The organism is Paenibacillus sp. J22P143 (assembly GCF_059692035.1).
In genome coordinates, this window is record NZ_JCAUAQ010000009.1 from 53,530 (window position 1) to 75,742 (window position 22,213).

General features: G+C 41.8%; 16 protein-coding genes. All 16 read left to right on the plus strand.

Annotated elements, in window-relative coordinates:
- Positions 1-21: 21 nt before the first annotated feature.
- The gene (locus AC58PQ_RS15225) at positions 22-1,755 is read left to right on the plus strand and encodes a sensor histidine kinase (protein ID WP_497242842.1); all 1,734 of its coding nucleotides are present in this window, start codon (positions 22-24) and stop codon (positions 1,753-1,755) included.
- Positions 1,730-3,304, plus strand: a complete 1,575-nt coding sequence (locus AC58PQ_RS15230; RefSeq protein ID WP_497242844.1) for a response regulator transcription factor — start codon at positions 1,730-1,732, stop codon at positions 3,302-3,304. The genes AC58PQ_RS15225 and AC58PQ_RS15230 overlap by 26 nt, the downstream gene beginning before the upstream one ends.
- Positions 3,305-3,537: 233 nt before the next feature.
- Positions 3,538-4,830 carry an ABC transporter substrate-binding protein gene (locus AC58PQ_RS15235; protein ID WP_497242846.1) on the plus strand — a complete coding sequence of 431 codons (1,293 nt, stop codon included), beginning with the start codon at positions 3,538-3,540 and terminating at the stop codon, positions 4,828-4,830.
- 76 nt (positions 4,831-4,906) lie between these two features.
- Positions 4,907-5,770, plus strand: coding sequence for a carbohydrate ABC transporter permease (locus tag AC58PQ_RS15240; RefSeq protein ID WP_497242848.1), 864 nt, complete (start codon positions 4,907-4,909; stop codon positions 5,768-5,770).
- Between the two features lies 1 nt (position 5,771).
- Complete coding sequence (locus tag AC58PQ_RS15245) at positions 5,772-6,599, plus strand: carbohydrate ABC transporter permease (protein WP_497242850.1); 828 nt, start codon at positions 5,772-5,774, stop codon at positions 6,597-6,599.
- A 25-nt stretch (positions 6,600-6,624) separates the two neighbouring features.
- The gene (locus tag AC58PQ_RS15250; RefSeq protein ID WP_497242852.1) at positions 6,625-8,367 is read left to right on the plus strand and encodes a class I mannose-6-phosphate isomerase; all 1,743 of its coding nucleotides are present in this window, start codon (positions 6,625-6,627) and stop codon (positions 8,365-8,367) included.
- 31 nt (positions 8,368-8,398) lie between these two features.
- The gene (locus AC58PQ_RS15255; protein WP_497242854.1) at positions 8,399-9,349 is read left to right on the plus strand and encodes an ROK family protein; all 951 of its coding nucleotides are present in this window, start codon (positions 8,399-8,401) and stop codon (positions 9,347-9,349) included.
- Positions 9,350-9,609: 260 nt separating this feature from the next.
- Complete coding sequence (locus AC58PQ_RS15260) at positions 9,610-11,571, plus strand: C1 family peptidase (RefSeq protein ID WP_497242856.1); 1,962 nt, start codon at positions 9,610-9,612, stop codon at positions 11,569-11,571.
- Positions 11,572-11,972: 401 nt separating this feature from the next.
- Positions 11,973-13,151 carry a helix-turn-helix transcriptional regulator gene (locus AC58PQ_RS15265; protein WP_497242858.1) on the plus strand — a complete coding sequence of 393 codons (1,179 nt, stop codon included), beginning with the start codon at positions 11,973-11,975 and terminating at the stop codon, positions 13,149-13,151.
- Positions 13,152-13,368: 217 nt separating this feature from the next.
- The gene (locus AC58PQ_RS15270) at positions 13,369-14,427 is read left to right on the plus strand and encodes an ABC transporter substrate-binding protein (protein ID WP_497242860.1); all 1,059 of its coding nucleotides are present in this window, start codon (positions 13,369-13,371) and stop codon (positions 14,425-14,427) included.
- 95 nt (positions 14,428-14,522) lie between these two features.
- Positions 14,523-16,214, plus strand: coding sequence for an ABC transporter permease (locus tag AC58PQ_RS15275; RefSeq protein WP_497242862.1), 1,692 nt, complete (start codon positions 14,523-14,525; stop codon positions 16,212-16,214).
- Between the two features lie 901 nt (positions 16,215-17,115).
- Positions 17,116-18,057, plus strand: a complete 942-nt coding sequence (locus tag AC58PQ_RS15280; protein ID WP_497242864.1) for an ABC transporter permease — start codon at positions 17,116-17,118, stop codon at positions 18,055-18,057.
- Positions 18,051-18,953 carry a carbohydrate ABC transporter permease gene (locus AC58PQ_RS15285; RefSeq protein WP_497242866.1) on the plus strand — a complete coding sequence of 301 codons (903 nt, stop codon included), beginning with the start codon at positions 18,051-18,053 and terminating at the stop codon, positions 18,951-18,953. Before AC58PQ_RS15280 ends, AC58PQ_RS15285 begins: the two co-directional genes overlap by 7 nt.
- 33 nt (positions 18,954-18,986) lie before the next feature.
- On the plus strand, positions 18,987-20,579 hold the full coding sequence (locus tag AC58PQ_RS15290; RefSeq protein ID WP_497242868.1) for an extracellular solute-binding protein: 1,593 nt from the start codon (positions 18,987-18,989) through the stop codon (positions 20,577-20,579).
- Between the two features lie 28 nt (positions 20,580-20,607).
- A complete protein-coding gene (locus AC58PQ_RS15295; protein ID WP_497242870.1) occupies positions 20,608-21,498 on the plus strand; it encodes a sugar phosphate isomerase/epimerase family protein in 891 nt (296 codons plus the stop codon).
- The gene (locus AC58PQ_RS15300; RefSeq protein WP_497242872.1) at positions 21,495-22,190 is read left to right on the plus strand and encodes a histidine phosphatase family protein; all 696 of its coding nucleotides are present in this window, start codon (positions 21,495-21,497) and stop codon (positions 22,188-22,190) included. The genes AC58PQ_RS15295 and AC58PQ_RS15300 overlap by 4 nt, the downstream gene beginning before the upstream one ends.
- Positions 22,191-22,213 lie beyond the last annotated feature (23 nt).

The window sequence follows — 22,213 nt, forward strand, 5'->3', positions numbered from 1 at the left end:
TGCTGCCTAGGGGAGAAAATGATGGTTACAAAACCAATATCGTTCCAACACCGCTTAATGATTGTCATTCTTATTACTGTATTGTTACCTTCCGTTTTGATCAATCTTCTTACGTTTTCAATTATTAAAAGCCAAATGCAGAAGGATGCAGGAGCCTGGCTAACAGGTAATACAATGAACTCAGGGAAGTCGATGGAAAGTTATGTTCGACTTGTTAAAGGAATAACCAAAAATCCGGGGTATGACGTTACACTGATGAGTATTTTTGAAGAGCATCGCTTTAATATCAACGGTATTTACGGATATTCATACGAAGAATTATCACAAATTAACGGGTGGCTCTCCATGATCAAGGAGACGGATACGAATATTGTTGCGGTCAACTTTATGGATGGAAACGGAAATCGTTTTCACCTTGGGAAGGAAATACTTGAAGAAAACGGAAAATGGATCAATCAGTCGAATGCTGCAGAAGGTGGGAGTGTCATTTGGCCACCTGTTAGAACATCTGATGGAGATACCGTATTCGCTGTTTCCAGAGCGATCATAAATCCCAGAACTTTTCATTCGATCGCTACCATTCAACTGTATTTTCAACTCCATTTTCTTACAGATACAGATAACGATATGTTTAAAACTGCTGGAAATGTCATCATTTTAAATCATGAAAATACCGTTATTTTTGATCTCAAGGGCAATACGATGGAACATAAGATGGATTGGGATAATCAGGAACAATTTTATGCTAGCTTTAATTCTGAACTAACAGGATGGAAACTGGTTGGAAGCATTCCTAAAGCCGTATTATTTAACAAAATAGATCAGCTTCAGAAGTGGATTTTGATCGTGAATCTCATTTTTATCTTTTTATCAATGGCGATTGTGTATCTACTTAGCTTCAGACTAACCAGACCGCTCTGGAAACTGAGCAAGATTATGCAAAACGCCCCCAAAACGAATTTCATTGTCGCTCCTCTGCGTTTTAGACAATTTGATGAAATCGGAATGATCTCATCAAGCTTCAATCTAATGATCGGAAGAATTCACGACTTGATTGGCGAAGTGACCGAAACCGAGCGCAAAAGCAAAAAATCGGAAATAGCAGCGTTGCAGGCGCAAATTAATCCGCATTTTCTATATAACACGTTAAATGCGATCGCCATGCAGGCCGAGTTGGATGACAACTATAGGATTTCTGATATGGCCTCTCTACTCGGAAACTTGCTGCGATATTCGATCGGAGGCGAGCGCGAATGGGTTGAGGTTAAGCAGGAATGCGACTATATCCGGATATATATACGCATTATGGAATATCGATTTCCGCAAATCCGGTTAGATTTGAAGATAGATGACAGCGTCAAAGAGTGGTTGATGATTCGTCTTATCATTCAGCCTATCGTGGAGAACGCAATCATACATGGAATAGTGCCTAATGGAAGGGAAGGCAGCATTGTCATTCGATTGGGTGAGAAAAAGACGGATGCCGGCGAAAGCAGATTGTTCATTCAAATCCACGATACTGGAGTAGGAATGAGTGAGCGAACCGTTGATAATATCATGCAATATTTAGGCGGAGCAGAAAAAATCGAAGTTCCTAAATGCGGAATAGGTCTTAAAAACGTTTACGACCGAATCGCTCTTTCTTATGAATGTGATTTTGGATTTACTTTACATAGCGTAGAAGGGGTAGGAACTAGGTTTTACATTGAGGTTCCTAGGAGGATTAACTATGAGAATTATGATCGTCGAGGATGAAGATCTACTGCGGGATGGGTTAGTGAAGATGATTGGACGTATGGATTTGAACTGTTCCGTAGTTGCCACCGCGTGCAATGGGGATGAAGCGTTGGCGCAGTTATTTCATATTGGTGTCGATTTATTAATTACAGATATTCGTATGCCTAAAATGGACGGGTTTCAGTTTTTGCAGAAAGTGTATGATTTATTTCCTGGAATTCGTTCCATTATTTTGAGTGGATATAACGATTTCGAATATGCCAAATGTGCCCTGCAGTTAAATTGCAAGGACTACTTGTTAAAGCCTCCTAATTACATGGAACTTTCTGAACGATTAATGAGAATTCAAGACGAGCTGGAAGCAGAACAGAAGAAAACAATTGATGATTATAAAAAAAGTGAAATGTTGAATTATCAATATATTATCCGAAATGAGTTCTTACGCAATGCGTTGAACCGGCAAGTGATACATTCACCTGAAGATTTTGTTGCGAAGGCCAATTCCATAGGAATTCGACTGGTACTTGAAGAATATCACGTTATTTCGTTAAGGTTTGATCGATTAGTTGAAGTGAAAGCAAGGTACGACAACCATGACTGGAGCTTGTTAAAGTATGCAGCGCATAATATTGCAGCGGAGATTACGGATTCTTCAGCGTGTTTTTATGACGATGATGAGTGTCTTATCGTTTTTCTGCAAGCCTCCGATTTAGAAACAGCGACAGTGATTTGTCATGATCTGCAGGCGAAATCTCGGGAATATTTGAAGCTTTCGATCTCCGTCGGTATTTCGCAATCACATGCTTTGCCATTCATCTCAGAAGGGTATTTCGAATCGAAACAGACGCTGAAGTACCGCATGATTTCAGATGACGGTATGGTTATGACTTATCAAGACGCCTGCCTCTATCAAAATACATGTTCAGATCGATATTTGAATCAGATGTCGACGCTTTTTGAACTTGAACATTCCCAGACGATCATTGATCGGCTCCAAGAATGGAACGAAGAGATCAAGAACGCCAGATTCCATGTAACGGCTTTGGATGCAATAGAAAAAGAATTAAAGGTTGTTCTGATCGCTTTATTAAGACATCTTGTTAAGAGGAAAGTCGGCTATAATCATAATCTCCAGTTAGGTAAACAGATTGATCAGATTGAGAGCGGAGATTCCTTTTATGAGAAAATGCAGCCAGTTTTCCAACTGTTGAACGACATGATTCATCAGGATAAGAGAGGGAAAATTGAAAATCGCACAGTTGAACAAGCCATACAGTTCATGAGAGAAAATTTTAATCAAAGTTTGTCCTTGTCTGCGATCTCGGAGCACATATATATGAATTCATCTTATTTCAGCGTGATGTTTAAGAAGAAAACAGGCAAAGGTGTTATTGAGTTTCTTACGGAAATTCGGCTTGATGCAGCTAAAAAATTGCTTAAACAGCCTGAGTTGAAAACTTATCAAATAGCGGAAATGACAGGATTTAACGATGCGGCTTATTTTTCCAACCAATTCAAGAAATTTGTGGGCATTTCTCCGCAGGAATATCGAAATATGAACCCGTAATACCATAAATTGGAAACGATTTCGAATAAATAGAGAAGATACTTAAAGAAAATAGCGATTGGATCGGGCATTTCTCGTCGGGGATGTAGAAAATGTCAAAATTTGAACTCGTAGTGCTAACTTCAATATATATTACATGATCTCTATAATCCCTCTATGTCGAATAGTAGAACGGTTCGATACAATAAACTTGTAGCTAAAATATGATTTTTTACTTCAAGGAGGAGAATGGAATGAGGAAAAAAGGGGTCTTATCATTTGCTCTTGTTACAGCATTAAGTTTATCGGCAGTTGGGTGCGGGACGAAGGAGGAAGCTTCGAAACCGGATACACAAAAGGATGCAACGAAATCAACAAAACCGGCTAGTGCCAAATTTTATTACGACTTGCCTGCACTCACAGATTATTTGAAAGAGCTTAATCCTATCTTGCAAAAGAACGACAATCTAAATTTTGAGTCTGTTCCGTATAATGAATCGACGTCCTTCCAAACAGCTGTTCGCGTTGGTTTCACTACACAAGAAGCAGCGGATGTATTTAAATGGTGGAACGGTTTTCGAATGAAGGAATTGGCAGACGCTGGTTATTTGGCCGATATGACAGAACAATGGAAAGAAATGGTGAAAGACGGTGTGCAGCCATCATTGGCAGATCCCCTTACCATTGATGGAAAAACTTACGGAATTCCAGGCGGCGTACATTATTGGGTCATGTATTACAATAAAAAGGTGTTTGCCGAGAATGGCTTGAAAGCTCCGTCAACATGGGATGAATTTATGAAGGTTTGCGATACTCTAAAATCAAAAGGAGTCGCACCAATCGGTCAAACAGTCACAGATACGTGGAATGGTTTTATCTGGTTTGAAGATTTGATGATTCGCTATAATCCAGATTTCTACAATAAATTAGTAGTCGGAAAAGCGAAATACACGGATCCGGAAGCCGTTGAAGTCATGAAAATTTGGAAATCGATGTACGATAAAGGCTACTTTGCTCCACCAATGGAATGGCAAAAAGAAATTCCCTCTGCTTTTGCTAAAGGACAATTTGGGATGTATCTGAAAGGAACTTGGTATGAAAGCTTCCTCAATGGCGCAGGCATGAAATCCGAAGAAGACTACGGCATGTTTGTTTTACCTTCCATTAAACCAGAAGCGGGTCATGTAGTTATTTCAGAAGTTACCCCTTTCCTAGTTTCACAAAATTCTAAAAACCGCGATAATGCAATCAAGGCAGTAACTGCGCTTACTAAAAAAGAAGCAAATTCAAAGCTATTATCTTTATATGGCGGCGTACCGATTCGCAAAGATATTGAATCCTCAGATCCTTCTATCAAAAAACTAGCTACTGATATTTCATCCAATAATTATAAAATGATTACTCGTTTCTGGGAAGCAACGCCTGCTGATCTTTCCGAGTACGCTTCCAGTGAATTTGAACGATTCATGCTTAAACCAGAATCATATATGGACGTATTGAAAAACATCCAGAACAAGGCAGACAAGTATTGGTCTGAACACAAGTAGACACTGCTGTGGCTAAGGGAGTTTCTCGCTTAGCCCTTCTAGCATAGAGTTTCATACAGCATCGGAGGTGGAGAGTTTGTCATACTTTAAAAAGAACGGTACAGCTTTATTATATGTGTTACCGGCAGCTATTTTCATCAGCGTATTTTTCATTACATCGATCTTTTATACGCTCGTGCTTAGTTTTACAGATTGGGATGGACTTCATAGCCTCAAATGGGTAGGCTTTGATAATTATAAGCAAATTTTTCAGGATGTCACTTATTTGACTTCATTAAAAAATACAATTATTTGGGTGGTTCTATCTTTAATCATCCCAGTGGGTTTAGGTTTATTGCTTAGCTTAGTGCTTCAAAACATGAAGGGTCAACGTATTTTAAAAAATATTTTTTATTTGCCATATGCGATGTCGTTAACGGTTGTTGGCGTGATCTGGGTATTTATTTTCTCCAGGACGGGAATCAATTTTTTATTAACGGAGTTCGGTTTGGCGTCTTGGACCAAAGATTGGCTCATTACTCCGCCATATAATACATTTGCGATGATTATCGCTTCCGTCTGGCAGGGAACAGGTACCAATATGTTGTTATTTTTAATTGGTTTGGGGTCTCTTCCAAAAGATCCGTTTGAAGCTGCGGCAATAGACGGCGCAGGTCGGCTGCGGATGTTTTGGAGCATCACTTTTCCGCTCTTGAGTCCAATTACGATCGTTGTTCTTGGTATGGCTTTAGTCAACAGCTTTAAAATATTTGATGTAATCTGGGTGATGACGATGGGCGGGCCGTACCGATCCTCTGAGACGCTGGCAGTGACGATGTTTCGAGAGTCGTTCGTGTTGTTTCATTTTGGACAAGGGGCTGCAATCTCGATCGTGTTAACGATTGCATCAGTTGGCGTATCCTGGTTCTACCTTAGAAAAACCATCGTGAGGGAGGCATAACATGGGTAGACTGTTAAAAGGAACAATGTCTGTCTTCATCGTTTGTTTAGCAATGGTATGGTTAAGTCCTGTACTCTTGATTTTAATGAATGCGTCAAAAACACTACTCGATTTCTCCCAAGGAAATATTTGGTCGTTCCCAACAACGTTTCATTTTTTTGAAAACGTAAAAGAAGCGTTGGATGCGGGACAATTGGGTAAAGGGATGATCAGCAGTTTGTCATATAGTGTAATTGGAACGGTTTTAAGTATATTTATTGCTGCATTAGCTGCGTATGGCATTGTGATTTTAAGGATTAAAGGCGGGTTCTATTGGTTTTTACTTATCTACAGCGGAACCATTTTTCCTTTTCAAATGTATTTGGTGCCTTTATTTAAGGCATACCAAAAAATCGGGTTATATAATACATTTTGGGGCATGGCCTTATTTTATACAGCCATTTGTATTCCTTTCTGCGTATTTTTGTTACGGAATTATATGTCTACCATTTCTTATGAGATTGTGGAAGCAGCTCAGCTCGATGGGTTTAGCTCTTTCGGTGTTTTTGCCAAAATCATATCACCTTTGCTGTTACCGCCGATCTCGGTACTGATTCTATTTCAATTTACCTGGATTTGGAATGATTTAATTTTCGGTATGACATTAACCCGTTCTGAAAGCATTCGTCCTGTCATGGCAGGGCTGGCTGCTATGCAAGGTATTTTCTTCCGCTCAGGTGTAACGACACTTATGGCGGGTATTGTGATAACTTCACTACCAACATTATTGCTTTTCTTCGTTTTGCAACGAAATTTCATCAAAGGAATGCAGTTAAGCGTGAAAGTGTAATATCACTCTAGAAGGAGTTATTGTAATGACAACTTTGTACAATAGAGAACCATCGATTGAAATCAAAGGCAGGGAAACAGAGGCTTGGAACGGTTACGAGCAAATTGAACAAGAACTTCTTCGAGCGAAACAGGAAAAGCAAAAGTTTGTCTTGACGATCGAATGCTATCCTACGGTACGTATGGAAGAAATCATTGAAGGTCTTAAGTTGGGTTTGAATCCAGTGAAGGTTATATACGCCGAACGGGCCGTCAAGAGCAAAGAACAAATTGAAGTGATGATTGAACGGTTTTTGACGGATGATAGAGTTTTTGGCTATATGTCCCCCTTCGAAATCAGTGATTTCTACGATAAAACAAAATTAGCGCTGCTGCAGCGTGAGATTGAATCTGTTACGGATGGACTTGTCATCGTGATCGGAACCGGAGCATCGTTAGTTTCAAGAGGGGACTCCTTCATTTATGCCGACATAGCGCGTTGGGAGATTCAATTGAGATACCGCAGTCATGAATTTGGCAATTGGCGTGCGGATAACCATTTGGAAGATATTCTTAAGAAATACAAACGCGGTTATTTCATTGAGTGGCGAGCGGCAGATCGACTTAAGCGATCGATCCTGCCGAATGCGGATTATTATTTAGACACTAACACCAAGGCTGCCCCTAAAATGCTGAGCAAGGGCGCTCTATTTGACGGATTAAAGCAAGCGGTCCATCGTCCTTTCCGCTTGGTGCCGTATTTTGACCCCGGTGTATGGGGAGGGCAGTGGCTGGAAGAAAAAATTGGTTTGGAACAACGTGAGCATCCATATGCATGGGGGTTTGATGGAGTTCCAGAGGAAAATAGCATATATCTGCAATATGGCAGTACGCGCGTCGAAGTCCCTTCGATTAATCTAGTCTTTTTTGAGTCAAAAGCTTTGCTCGGGGAGAAGGTGTACGCCCGTTTCGGCGCAGAGTTCCCGATTCGCTTCGATTTTCTCGATACGATCGGAGGTCAGCCTCTAAGTCTGCAAGTCCATCCTCTAACAGATTACGTTCGCGAAACATTCGGCATGTCCTATACGCAGGATGAAAGCTACTACATGCTGGATGTGGCTCCAGAAGCTACCGTTTATCTGGGATTGAAAGAAGGTATAGATCCCAATGCGATGATAGCTGACCTAGAACGCGCACAGGAAGGCGGCTTCACTTTTCCGGCTGAGCAGTATGTCAATGTTTTTCCTGCGAAGAAGCATGATCATTTTATGATCCCAGCAGGCACCGTCCACTGCTCCGGAACGGGTGGCATGGTCCTCGAGATTAGCGCGACACCGTATATCTTTACTTTTAAACTCTGGGATTGGGAGAGGCTTGGATTGGACGGCAAACCGCGTCCGGTTCATTTGCAGCACGGCCGCAAAAATATCCAGTGGGATCGTACCACTGCTTGGGTTGAAAGCAATCTTGTGAATCCCATCGTCAAGTTGAATGAGGGTGACGGCTGGGTCGAGGAAAAAACAGGGCTGCACGAGCTTGAATTTATTGAAACGCGCAGGCATTGGTTTTTGGATGAGGTTCCCCACCAAACCGGTGGCGGGGTGAATATGCTGAACCTTGTCGAAGGTGAGGAAGTGATTGTAGAAAGTCCCTCAGACGCCTTCGAGCCGTTTATTGTCCGTTATGCGGAGACCTTCATCATTCCAGCTGCAGTCGGTGCTTACACGATTCGGCCGAGCGATCGCTGTCTTGGGAAACGTCATGGTACAATCAAAGCCTACGTGAGATAAACAACGACGTAGGAAGGCGGAAGGAGTCATTATGAACATAGCGATTGACTTTGGGGGAACGAATATCAAGATCGGTTTGGTCAAAGAGGGTAAGGTCCTCTCGCGAACAAGCATACCTGCTTATTCCGAAGGAGGATTGTTACAACGGCTTCTGGACGTTAGACATACCATCTTTGAATTGCTTTCCCAAAATCGTATTTCCATATCCGAATGTGTCGGAATAGGTATCGCAATGCCGGGAGTGGTTGATGCCGCCAACCGAACCATTTTATCAATCAATGATAAATATTCGGATGCGATAGGTTTTTCTTTTCAAGAGTGGATTGATCAGGCATTCTCATTACCGTGTGTTCTTGAAAATGACGCCAGAGCGGCGCTGATCGGTGAAGCCGCCTCTGGCGTGGCCAGAGGCGAAACGGATGCTGTCTTGATGACGTTCGGAACCGGTATTGGGACTGCAGCTATAATGAACGGTCAAGTTATGCGTGGCCGTCATTATCAAGCTGGTATTTTGGGAGGACATTTGGCAACAGATATCCATGGGGAAGTTTGCAATTGCGGGAACCTAGGTTGTCTGGAAGCACAAGCTAGCCATTGGGCGCTGGAACGCATAGTAAGAAAGCATGCCTGCTACGGGCAAAGTCTGCTTGCCAGTGCTTCGAATATCAATTATCTGACGATTTTGGAAGCCTCTAAGTGCGGTGACACTGTAGGGGTGGATATTTTAAGAAGTTTGATAGGCCATTGGAGTGCTGGTATCGTGAATCTCATTCATGCCTATGATCCTGATATCGTCGTATTAAGTGGAGGATTGATGAAATCTAAGGCCGACATTGTACCGATGATTCAAGAACAAGTGCTTAAATTTGCTTGGACACCTTGGGGCAAACCGCGGTTTGCCGTTGCAGAGGATCCGGATACTTCGGTGTTGTTAGGCGTTTCACGATTGTTGGAATTGGAGCAGACAAATGCATGTTCTTAAGACACAAATAGGTAATCTGAATCATTGATAATAAAGGTCAAAAGAATGGTTCTTCCATTCTTATGGCCTTTTCTCTTATTTTATTCCCCCCCAACCTATTTCAAATGAACTACAAAAATATCTATAAATTCTCTATTAAAATGGATCAATCTAATAGGATAAACTAATTAAGCAAAATACGATAAGTTGCTTGGCTGCAAAGAAGGGAGATTTGAATTTAATCGTCTTGTTTTATTAATTAATGAATGGGAGAGATCATTATGAGGAAGAATCACTATTTTACTAAGCGGGTAGGATTTTCGTTTGCGTTAGCAGCACTTCTTGTTTTACCATCATTCCCCGGGACTGGAAGCGCTGCAGCAGAAAAAGCCGTTAAACATGAAGAAAAGCGCACAGAGTTACACGCAACTGGGTTAGTACAAAACACGCCAGAAGAACAAGAATGGCTCAAGAAAAATTCAAAACCTGCAAAAAACGTTAAAGTAACGAAATTGGGAATTAAAAGAGTCAATCAGGCAAAAAAGGCAAAAGGACTGCCTTTAATTGATGAAAGTCTGGCAGGAGCAGATGCGGGGGTATTAGTTGGCGGAGGAGCAGCAGTTGCCCAGGTAGATAACAGTACGCTGAAATATTTCCCGCCCATTGTCAATCAAGGAGGTCTCTCGTCCTGTGTGAGCTTTGCCAGCACCTATTACATGGGCACTTACATGACGGCGTTAGCAAGAGATTGGGATGCTAAAAATGGAGGGAATACGTTCAGATTATCACCAACATGGACTTATAACTTAGTGAATGGCGGCAGCGACAGTGGCTCTACCATCGGTGGTACTCTTCAGCTGTTAATGAATAATGGTGCTGCAACATGGTCGGACGTCCCATACAACACAGCTGACTATAAGGCTTGGAGCTCGAATGCCCAAACCTGGAGAAATGCATTAAATAACAAATTCTTAAACACGGGAACCATAACAGGCACCGATACACAGGGCGGTTTAACTAACATCAAGCAATTTCTTACAAACGGATACATATTGGAAATAGGCACTTACATTTCCAGTTGGCAGTTTACAACTGCAAAAAACGATCCTGCAACTCCGCTTGACGATACGCTAGTTGGGCAAAAAGCAGCCTCCTATATGAACGGCACTAGTGGCGGGCATGCAATGACAGTCGTAGGTTATGACGATAATATCTGGATCGATATCAATAACAATGGTGCTGTAGATCTTGGGGAAAAAGGTGCGTTAAAAATCGCAAATTCCTGGGGTTCAGGTTGGGGGAACGGCGGTTATGTATGGCTGGCCTATGACGCCTTAAATTCCGTATCGGCAGTTGCTAACGCTGTGCTCCCAGGCAAGAAACCGGTTTTTGCAGCCTCGGGAAACCAGGCTCATTGGATAACGGCGAACACTACGTACACACCAAGACTTACGGCTGAATTCACAGTGAACACGGCGAAGAGAAATGAGTTCAGCGCTGTCCTTGGTTACTCCGAGTTATCTAATAATACGCAGATTAATACCGTTACACCTAGCGTACTGGCGAAAAATGGAGGTGCGTACGCTTTCGATGGAACCACCACCGCCAGTGATGCTACCTTTGTACTGGACTATTCAGATTTAATCAAGCAAAGTGGTCTCAATATAAACCATGATTATAACTGGTACTTGACCGCAAAGGATAATGCCAATGACGATGCAGCTCTTACGATCAAATCGTTTGTTTTGAAAGATAATCTGACGAACACTGTGATCGCTTCAACGTATGGTTACCCTGGAACGGCTAATGGCTCAGATTTTGCAGTTGCTATCCCCTATAATTTGGCCGCAACCGATTCCTTGCCTACTATTATAGATGACAATAATAAGGCTATTATTTACAATGCTGCGTGGTCTAAGTACCCCAATTCTATAGATTACGGCGGCAGTGAATCTTATACCCAGACAGCTGGGAATTATGCTCAGTATACATTCAATGGAAGCTCCATCCGATATATAGGAATGAAACAGTATAACATGGGATTCGTGGATGTATATCTGGATGGCGTCCTGGCTAAGGCCGATATTGACTGTTATTCTTGGACGACGATCAAACAAGCTGTAATATTCGAAGCTTCCGGACTGACAAACGGAACACATACCATCAAGGTAGTGGCAAAGGGTACGAAGAATCCGTCATCATATGGTGCCGTGGCAGCGATTGACGCTTTTCAAAGCTATTAATTGTATAATTTGTCCCAGCTTCACTTTTGGGGGAGCTGGGCTATATGTCAAGATTGCGTAAGGATCTAAAAAGATTCTTGCGCTCTTTGTTGTAACTCAATAAGGAAAGAACAGTTATTTACAATTTGTTTACATCATGATCAATAATTTCAACAAGGAATCTATAAATATTCTATGTCAAATAAGCGCGAAAAATAGGACACTATGTGTAAACCTTCACACAGCATTTCCAAGTATAGGTTACAGTACCTAGTACACCTGTAGACAAGTCACTCTTGAATGCATCGATTGCAAGTAATCTAGTGAAGTGTATACAACCTTATTGCGTTATTTAATTGCGTGGTAAGGTTGTTTAGATTTATTTATTGAAGCGGTCTTAATGTGCCGAGGAGGAGGATTTTTTGCTGAATGGGGTAATTCAAGATCATCAATATATGATCCGAAATGAGTTTTTATGTAATGCGTTGAACTGGAAAGTGAGACATACGACTGAGGACTTTATTTTGAAGGCAAATTCCATAGGTATTCGACTTACGACTGAAGAATATCACGTTATTTCGATAAGGATTGATCAGATAGGTGAAGTGAAAGCTAGGTACGACAAACACGACTGGAGCTTGTTAAAATATACGGCATATAACATGGCAGCGGAGATTACGAAATCATTGGCGTGTTTTTATGACGCTTATGAATGTCTTATCATTTTTGTGCAAACCTCTGATTTAGAAACAGCGATTGGGATTTGTCTTGAGCTGCAGGCGAAATTTCGGGAAAATTTGAAGCTTTCGATCTCTGCCGGTATTTCGCAATCACATGCTTTACCTTTCATTACAGTTGGCTATTTCGAATCGAAGCAGGCACTGAAATATCGCATGATTTCAGATAAAGGTATGGTTATGACTTATCAAGCCGCATGCTGCAATAAAAATATATGTTCAGACCAATATTTGAATCAGCTGTCTGCTCTATTCGAATTAAAAGATACCCAGACGATCATTGATCGGCTCAATGAATGGAATGAAGAGATCAAGAAAGCTGGATTTCATGTAACGGCTTTGGATGCAATTGATAAAGAAATACAGGTTGTTCTCATCACGCTATTAAGATACTTATCCATGAAAAAATTTCGATATAATCATGTTATCCAGTTAGGTAAACAGATTGATCAGATCGAGAAGGGGGATTCCTTTTACGAGAAAATGCAGCCGGTTTACCAACTGTTGAACGACAGGATTCTTCAAGGTAAGAAAGAGAAAATTGAAAGTCGCACAGTTGAACAAGCCATACAGTTCATGAGAGGAAATTTCGATAGAAATTTAACCTTGCCTATGATCTCGGAGCACATATTTATGAATCCATCGTATTTCAGTGTGATGTTTAAAAAGAAAACGGGCAAAAGTGTTATTGGGGCTCTTACCGAAATTCGGTTAGAAGCAGCTAAAAAACTGCTTAAACAACCCGCATTGAAAAGTTATCAAATAGCGGAAATGATAGGAATTAACGATGCGACTTATTTTTCCAACATATTCAAGAAATATGTGGGCTTTTCTCCGAGTGAATATCGAAAGATGCATCCGTAGTACGAAGTATTCGGATGAAATGGATCGGGTGGTATTTACAAAAAAAAAACAAAAATCAATTTGAAGGGCGTGAGATTCGTAGACGATTTGAATTTCGATCATATTGAGATTTTGTTCATTTTCTCAGATAGTTATGTAGTTTTTTCGGATAGTAATACTGGCGACTTTTATTTTAAGATGTGTATGTAACACAAACATAGAATATGGAGGATTCAAAATGAAAAGGATTTTTGCAATAGCATTAACAGCGAGCATGCTACTAGTGAGTGCAGCTTGCTCAAGTTCGCCGACTGCCGAAATTGGCCCGACTTCAAGCTCCCCAAGCAAAGAAGGAGGTACAAGCGAGTCATCCAAGTCCCTGGTCGTTTATACATCGGCGACGTCGGATGTCATGAATGTGGTAATTCCCGAATTTGAAAATAAAACAGGGATTAAAGTTGAAGTTATTACGGCAGGAACAGGAGAACTTCTAAAAAGGATCGAAGCCGAAAAGGAAAAACCGCTTGGCGACGTTGAATGGGGAGGCACGGTATCGGTTATTTCTCCCAAACAACAGTTGTTTGAATCGTATAAATCAGTAAATGAGACCGCTATAATAGACTCGGCCAAAAATGCTGAGGGATCGATTACTCGAAACAATGTTATTCCTATGGTGCTTTTGGTGAACAAGAAGTTGATTGGTGATATTAAAATTAATGGCTATGAGGATCTCCTCAATCCGAAACTTAAAGGTAAGATTGCATTTCCTGATCCATCCAAATCGTCAACAGGATTAACTCATATCGCAAATATATTACAGACTATTGGTGCGGGAGATGAGAATAAAGGCTGGGATTACATCAAGAAACTGACAAAGAATCTCGATGGCAAGCTGATCGCAAGCTCAGCCGCAGTGCCTAAGGGGGTTGCCGACGGCGAGTATGTGGTTGGAATAACTCATGAAGAGTTGGCGTCCGCTGCAGTCAGACAAGGATCTCCTGTGGAAATTGTTTATATGAATGAGGGCGTTATTGTATCTCCAGCTACTGTGCAAATCATTAAAGGTGCCAAAAATATGGAAAATGCCAAAAAATTTGTCGATTTTTTGACATCCAAGGATTTACAAACACTTACAGCCACCAAGCTTAATATGCGCGCGTCAAGGGCTGACGTTCAAGCGCCAGCGGGTTTAAAGTCGGTTACAGATTTCAAGATTATTAAGGAAGATCTGAAGTATGAGCTGGCCAACAATCAGGCATGGCTCGACAAATTTAAAGATGTTTACACAAGCAATTAAGAGTATGCAGAGAGAATGACTAGATGATAGAGAAAATTGCAGTACAAGTCTGTAACACATGTGTTGCAGGCTTATATTGCAAAGGAGGCAATTAAGTGAGTGTAGCCATACATGCTAATAAAGTTGTGAAAAATAAGACTAAATACAAGCTGAAATTTGATTTTTGGACAGTGATAACCTTATGTATAGCCATATTATTCGCCATATTCTTGCTATACCCTATGTTATCCTTGTTCGCGAGTGGTTTCAAAAGTCCGACCGAAGGCACATTTACGTTTCAAAACTTTACTAAATTTTTCCAGAAGAAATATTATTATCAAGGGCTGCTTAACAGTTTTGTGGTTAGTTGTTGCGTAACATTACTTGCGGTTTTGATCGGAGCCCCATTGGCCTATCTAACGACTGCATACAAGGTCAAAGGGAAAAAACTGATTGAGATGCTAATCATCATTTCGATGCTGTCGCCGCCATTTATCGGGGCGTATTCCTGGGTGCTTTTATGTGGACGCAGTGGTATCATTACGAAATTCTTTCTATTTTTTGGGATCCAGATGCCAAGCATTTATGGCTTTGGAGGCATTCTGATTGTGTTGACTTTAAAATTATTTCCTTTTATCTATCTCTATGTATCCGGAGCGTTGAAGAAACTTGATGTATCGCTGAGTGAAGCTGCCGAAAGCTTGGGGTGCAATTCGTTTAAAAAGGTATTTACCATCATCCTGCCATTGATAACTCCAACCTTGCTGGCTGGATCCTTGATGGTGTTTATGAATGCCATTGCGGATTTCGGCACTCCGATGCTTATTGGGGAAGGCTTTAATGTCATGCCGGTCATGATTTATTCCGAATTTATCAGTGAAGTTGGCGGTCAGGCGAATTTTTCGGCGGCTATGGCTACGATCATGGTGCTAATAACGGCCCTGCTATTTATGGGTCAGAAATATTTGATCAATAAAAAATCGTTTACAATGAGTTCTTTAAAACCGGTACAGCCAGTTTCATTTGATGGCCTTAAAGGGCTGTTGGGTCATGTCGGTATTTATTTCGTCGTGTTCCTGGCTATGATCCCTCAAGTGACCGTTGTAGTGACATCGTTCATGGAGACGAAAGGCTCCAGATTTCTGGCAGGCTTTTCGTTGGAGAGCTACCGAACTGTATTTAGAGGAATGTGGCATTCTGTTATCAATACCTATATGTACGGTCTGATGGCAATATCCCTTATCGTGATTCTGGGCATGTTCATAGCTTATATGTCAACCAGAAAGAAAAATCTGCTCACCTCTACGATCGACACGATTACAATGTTCCCTTATATTTTGCCGGGTTCTGTATTGGGCATTACCCTACTTCTGGCTTTTAATAAAAAGCCTATGCTGATGAGTGGAACGATTGCGATCCTGGTCATTGCTTATGTTGTAAGAAAGCTTCCTTACACACTTCGATCTAGTGCGGCCATCCTGTATCAGATCAGTCCAAGCTTGGAGGAGGCATCCATCAGTTTGGGATGTTCCCCGATGAAAACCTTCTTTAAAGTTACGGCCGTCATGATGCTGCCAGGTGTGCTTGCGGGGGCGATCATGAGTTGGATCACTGTCATTAATGAATTATGTGCATCCGTTATTCTGTATACCGGCAGCACAAAGACAATGTCTGTTGCTATATATGCGGAAGTAGTCAAGCAAAGTTTTGGAACGGCGGCAGCCCTATCAAGCATTCTTATAGCCACTACGATCATCTCATTATTGATTTTCTTCAAATTGACAGGCAGCAAATCCGTCAGTATGTAACACCGTAGTAGGTCCGAAGCGGATGGGGGACAGAAGAGTTATTGAAAGTTTTTATCTTAACATGTCATCTTAACCGTCTGTAACAGCAAAAAAACATAAATAATGGATGTTAGATGCCAAAGCGATTTTGAAATAGAAGACTGTATTAAAATGTGAGATAAGAACGTCAATGAATGAGGGAGAGAGTTAAATTCTCTCTCTTTTTTGCGTTAATAGGGCAAAAAGATAGTAGATATTTAACTATTTACAGAACTAATTTCAATTGTTGTAAATCGTGGAATTCACTATGATAAAGGTAAAAAGTGACGTTGGATAATAAAGTTATGATACTAAAACCTGAAAAAAAGGTGGTAAGGGTGGCTGAGGTTTTACTTAAACAGAATATGCTGATGGCAAAAGACCCGGGCATTTTGTTGCTTTTTTCCATATTTCAGTAGTCGAAAAGATGCATTTGCTGAATACGATCTGGTCTGTTATTTTGCCTGGCGCTATCGGCTCGTTTATCTTGATTATTATGAATTTGGATCCAAAAAATAATTGACAAAGGGTATTTTTTCCAATTATTATAGCGATATTGGAGGAAAATTGGTGCAAATAATGAATGGGGTTTGACTGTGTCATTCATTTCAAAGTTTAAGTATGACTGGAGATGTAGCCGTTTTATTTTCCTTATGTGCCGATGCTATCTCGTATTTAAGGGAGGTGATGTTTCGGAACAATGTGATTTGCTTTCGCAGCAGGCGAGTACATAAATGCACCAAGCATTTGACATACCTAATTTAACACAGCAATGAATACAAAGTTAATTGCCACGTGATGGCAGAAATTCGAACAGTCGATTATTGCAGATGACAGGCAAGTTCCAATCATTAAAAAACAGGGGGAAGGTGCTCAGGTATTGATGAAAGCCTTATCTGCAAGCGTTATTTCGAAATCAAACCAACGAAGAGTCTGTAAATCGGTTCTAAAAAACTGGCGTTTATATGTGATGCTCGCCCCGGTAATCGTGTATTTTATTATTTTCGAATATTGGCCGATGTACGGAGTTCAACTTGCGTTCAAAGATTTCTACGCGACAAAAGGAATACTCGGAAGCCCATGGGTCGGATTCAAGCACTTCAACCATTTTTTTGACAGTTATTATTTCTGGCGGCTGATTAAAAACACGATAGGCATCAGCTTGTATGAATTTGTTGGATTTCCGGTTCCCATCATTCTGGCGCTTATGATCAATGAAGTGGGGCATAGGTTTTATAAGAGGTTCATACAAACGGTCACGTACATGCCTCATTTTTTATCGACCGTCGTTCTGGTCGGGATGATTGTGATATTCTTGTCTCCACAAACAGGGGTCATCAATATGATCATCAAGCTATTTGGAGGGGAACCGATAAGCTTTTTATCGGAACCGGGATGGTTTAAAACGATCTTTGTTATGTCAGGTATTTGGCAGAATACGGGATGGGCTTCGATCATTTATTTGGCTGCTTTAAGCGGAATCGATCAACAGCTGCACGAAGCGGCCAGAGTCGATGGTGCTAGCAGACTGCAAAGAATATGGCATATCAATATTCCTGGCATTATGCCGACCATTGTAATTCTGCTTATCTTAAAAGCGGGATCTATATTTGGAGTAGGCTTCGAGAAGGTTTTTTTGATGCAAAATGATTTGAATATGGAGAGTTCCGATGTCATCTCCACTTTCGTTTATCGTAAAGGACTTCTGGAAGCTGAATACAGTTTTGCGACGGCTGTAGGTTTGTTTAACTCCGTCATCAGTCTCATTATGCTGGTAGTAGTGAACTTCATTTCCAAAAGAGCAGGAGGAAGTAGCTTATGGTAAGCGAGGCGAATGCACGACCGAGAAAGATTAGAGACGAGCGCGTGTTTGATTGGATGAACTACACGTTGTTGGCGATCATTCTTCTTGTGATTATTTACCCTCTCATATTCGTTGCGAGCGCATCCATAAGCGATCCGAATGCGGTAATAAGCGGACACATGTGGTTGTGGCCGAAGGGGATCACTTTCATCGGCTATGAGAGAATATTTCAGAACGAACAGATCTTGAAGGGTTTCATTAATACCGTTTTCTATACCACGCTGGGTACGGCGATCAATCTCGCGATGACGATTCTTGCAGCATATCCTTTATCGCGCAAAGATTTGCCAGGAAAAAATGCCGTCATGGTCCTACTTGTTATTACCATGTTCTTCAGTGGCGGGTTAATTCCAACTTTCTTGCTGGTAAAACAACTGGGTATGTTGAATACAGTATGGGCTTTGGTCATTCCAGGCGCTGTTTCGGTATGGAATATCGTTATCATGCGTACCTTTTTTCAACACACCATTCCAGCAGAAATCCAGGAGGCGTCGATGATCGACGGAATCACCGATTTTCAAATGCTTATTAAAATTGTATTACCGCTGTCCATGCCAATCGTTGCCGTGATGACGTTATTCTACAGTGTAGGAAATTGGAATTCGTTTTTTAACGCACTCATCTATTTGAACGATTCTACTCGGTTTCCGCTTCAATTAGTTTTACGGGAGATTTTGATCCAGGGCCAAATGGATGAAATGGGGGGGAGCGCGGAAGCAATAACACAGAAGATTTTATACGCGCAAACGATCAAATATGGTGTGATTATCGTTGCCAACCTACCGGTTTTAATGCTTTATCCATTATTGCAGAAACACTTCACCAAAGGAATCATGATTGGCGCGCTTAAAGGGTAAGACGATGAAACAACTTTTAGGGGAGGGTTTACTATGAAAATGAAAATGAAAAAAATGGTCGCTGTTTCGCTAGGAACTATTATGATTTCGTCTCTTTTGGCTGGTTGTGGCGACAAAACACCTGACGCGGCACAGCGAACGCCGATAACCAATTCAGATCTGAATTTGTCAGGAATGCCTATTGTCAAAGAACCGACCACAATTAAAATATTTTCGCCTAAAAACTTCTCATCGCAAAACTTGAACGACATCATGCTTTGGAATGAATATAAGAAAATGACGAATATCAATGTGGTATGGAATGATGTAAACGGTGATCAATTAGCGGAGAAAAAGAACATTGTGCTGGCCAGCGGTGATTATCCAGATGCATTTTTCGGCAGTTATTTTACTAACTCGGATCTGGTTAAATACGGGGGTCAGGGTGTTTTTGTCAAACTTAACGATTTAATCGACCAATATGCACCTAATCTAAAAGCTATTCTCGAAAAAAATCCTGAGATCAGGAAAGCAATAACAATGCCTGACGGGAATATTTACTCGCTTCCGATCGTTACCGATCCGTCATTTAAGGCACTACGTTCCGGAACTTTTATGTGGTTCCAACAGCAGTGGCTTGACAAGTTAGGTATGCCATTACCTAAAACGACAGATGAATTATATAACTTACTTAAGCAAATCAAAGAAAAAGATCCTAACAGCATTCCGATCGGGGGCGGTCCAATAGCGACATTAACAAGCCTCATTAGGGGCTCATGGGGGCTTGGCAATAGGGGGACATCTAGCTTTGACATAGATCCGAAGTCGGGCTCATTGCGATTTATTCCAGCTACTACAGAGTATAAGGAGATGCTTCAATATATAAACAAGCTTTACACGGAAGGGCTTCTGGATAAAGATATATTCTCACAAACTGGCGACCAGAGACTAGCCAATGCAACGCAAGGAAAGTATGCAGTTACCGTAAGCAATAATCCAGAAGCCATATTCAAGCAAAAAGGATATGTCGGCGGATCTACTCTGAAAGGGCCTCATGGGGATCAGCTTTATGCGAATGTGAGATCGTTAGTATTAGCGCCGGGACAATTTGTCATTACCAATAGCAATAAAAATCCTGAGGCCACGATGAGATGGGCTGATTATTTATACGGTGATGAAGGCTCAAAAATGTTCTTTATGGGCTTTGAAAATGTTACTTACAATAAAACGGCCGAAGGTAAATATCAGTACGTGGATGAGATCAAAAACAACCCGAAAGGCTTGACGCAGGATCAAGCTGTCGCGCAATATCTGACATGGCCTGGCGGGTATTATGCCGGTGTTGTAAGGCAACAATTTTTCCAAGGAGCGGAAGGGATGCCTGCTTCACTTGAGGCCATTAAAAAAGTAGAGGCTGATTTCCCTAAAGAGGTTTGGACATCTTTCACATACACGGCTGAGGAAACGGAAAAAATGTCAGTCATGCAAACGGATATCAATACATATGTAACAGAAATGCTCGCTAAATTCGTTACAGGGAAATCTTCGTTTACGGAATGGGACCAATATACGGCAACTTTGCAAAAAATGAAGCTTGATGAATACAAGAAAATTGTTAACGGCGCGTATGAACGGTATAAAAAATAAGAGCTTTTCGATAAAGGAGATTTATCCGATGAAAGTATCTATCTCATTAAATGTCTTTGGTTCTTCCGTATCCACCAGGGTGGAAGCTATTCAAAGATGTGCTGCGGCAGGCTTTCAAGTGTTGGACATGAATTATTGGGATTTGCAAAAGGAGATGCTGCAATTCAGTTGGAGCGAGGAGGAAGCATGGGCGAAGGAAGTACGCGCCTGCGCGGATGAATGCGGGATCCGATTCACCCAGATGCATGGACCTGTTCACGGACGAACATTTATGAACCTCGAGGCGGGATTAACGCTCGATTCGTTTGTCGGCCTTGCGGAGAGATCCTTGCGAACGGCGGCTATTCTGGGTATTCCCTGGGTCGTATTTCACCCGTCCGATATAGCTATTGAGGGTAAAGAAACATACCAGGAAATATTGGACTTCAATGTGAGCTTTTATCGTCGTTTATTTCCAGTGCTTGAGGAAACGGGCGTAGGCATCGCTCTTGAAAACACGTGCTATGTTCCAGGTTTCAACCGCTTCTTCACGATTGCGGAAGAGCTCGCCGAGCTCGTCGATGCTCTTGATCATCGGTTGATTGGCGCCTGTTGGGATACGGGTCATGCTCACGTACATAAGGTCGATCAGGCATCTGCACTCAGGATACTCGGCAGCCGTTTGAAAGCGACTCACATCCATGACAACAACGGCGTAAACGACCAGCATCTTCTTCCCTATCAGGGTACAATCGATTGGAACGAGCTGGCGGGGGCGCTCAAAGAAATCCAATATAGCGGGGATTTAACCTACGAAGCGCATAATGGTGTAAACAAACTTCCCGACGGAATACGGGATGCCGGCCTACAATTTGCGCTGGAGTTGGGCAATTATATCATCTCGCTGGAAAATGAAATAGGTAAGGAGATAAGAGTATGAGAATTTTGATTATTCGTCACGCCGAGCCTGATTATCCCAATGATACCATCACTGCTGCTGGACATTTGGAAGCGCAGGCGCTCGCTCAAAGGTTGAAGAAGGAAGGGATTGACCGAATCTACTCCTCTCCGGTCAACCGGGCGCTCCATACCATGCAGTATACAGCCGAACTGCTCGGAATCGAACCTGCCATTGAACCATGGACCCGTGAATTGAGCTTGAATCCCGTCAACGCAGCGGGAAGTAACGTCGCGCCCTGGAATATTCCAGGCGAAACAGTTCGGGCCATCCAGCCTTATCCCGGTCATGAAGTATGGCCGGAGCGTGACCCTTATCGCGAATACGCACAGGTTTTCGATACGCTCAAAGCGGATTCCGACGAATTTCTTCGGCGACATGGCTATTCAAGAGAACAGGGCAGATATCGAATAGTGTCGCCTAACCGTGAAACGATCGCCGTATTTTGCCATCATGGGTTTGGCATAACCTGGCTGGCCCATTTGCTCGAGATCCCTTTTCCGCTCATCTGGAGTGGATTTTGGCTTCCGCCAAGCTCAGTTACCACAATGTTGTTCGAGGAAAGAAGTCCGGAATGGGCGGTTCCCCGTTGTACCGGTCTGGGGAGTATAGCCCATCTTCATGAGGCAGGGTTGACATTATCGACAGCTGGACTTTTAGCTAATGATGTTTGATACTGCCACAAGACGATCTTTAG

Excerpts from the sequence above, each read along its gene's own strand:
- AC58PQ_RS15225 (WP_497242842.1), top strand. The coding sequence starts at position 22 with ATGGTTACAAAACCAATATCGTTCCAACACCGCTTAATGATTGTCATT.
- AC58PQ_RS15230 (WP_497242844.1), top strand. The coding sequence starts at position 1,730 with ATGAGAATTATGATCGTCGAGGATGAAGATCTACTGCGGGATGGGTTA.
- AC58PQ_RS15235 (WP_497242846.1), top strand. The coding sequence starts at position 3,538 with ATGAGGAAAAAAGGGGTCTTATCATTTGCTCTTGTTACAGCATTAAGT.
- AC58PQ_RS15245 (WP_497242850.1), top strand. The coding sequence starts at position 5,772 with ATGGGTAGACTGTTAAAAGGAACAATGTCTGTCTTCATCGTTTGTTTA.
- AC58PQ_RS15250 (WP_497242852.1), top strand. The coding sequence starts at position 6,625 with ATGACAACTTTGTACAATAGAGAACCATCGATTGAAATCAAAGGCAGG.
- AC58PQ_RS15255 (WP_497242854.1), top strand. The coding sequence starts at position 8,399 with ATGAACATAGCGATTGACTTTGGGGGAACGAATATCAAGATCGGTTTG.
- AC58PQ_RS15260 (WP_497242856.1), top strand. The coding sequence starts at position 9,610 with ATGAGGAAGAATCACTATTTTACTAAGCGGGTAGGATTTTCGTTTGCG.
- AC58PQ_RS15270 (WP_497242860.1), top strand. The coding sequence starts at position 13,369 with ATGAAAAGGATTTTTGCAATAGCATTAACAGCGAGCATGCTACTAGTG.
- AC58PQ_RS15280 (WP_497242864.1), top strand. The coding sequence starts at position 17,116 with ATGAAAGCCTTATCTGCAAGCGTTATTTCGAAATCAAACCAACGAAGA.
- AC58PQ_RS15285 (WP_497242866.1), top strand. The coding sequence starts at position 18,051 with ATGGTAAGCGAGGCGAATGCACGACCGAGAAAGATTAGAGACGAGCGC.
- AC58PQ_RS15290 (WP_497242868.1), top strand. The coding sequence starts at position 18,987 with ATGAAAATGAAAATGAAAAAAATGGTCGCTGTTTCGCTAGGAACTATT.
- AC58PQ_RS15295 (WP_497242870.1), top strand. The coding sequence starts at position 20,608 with ATGAAAGTATCTATCTCATTAAATGTCTTTGGTTCTTCCGTATCCACC.
- AC58PQ_RS15300 (WP_497242872.1), top strand. The coding sequence starts at position 21,495 with ATGAGAATTTTGATTATTCGTCACGCCGAGCCTGATTATCCCAATGAT.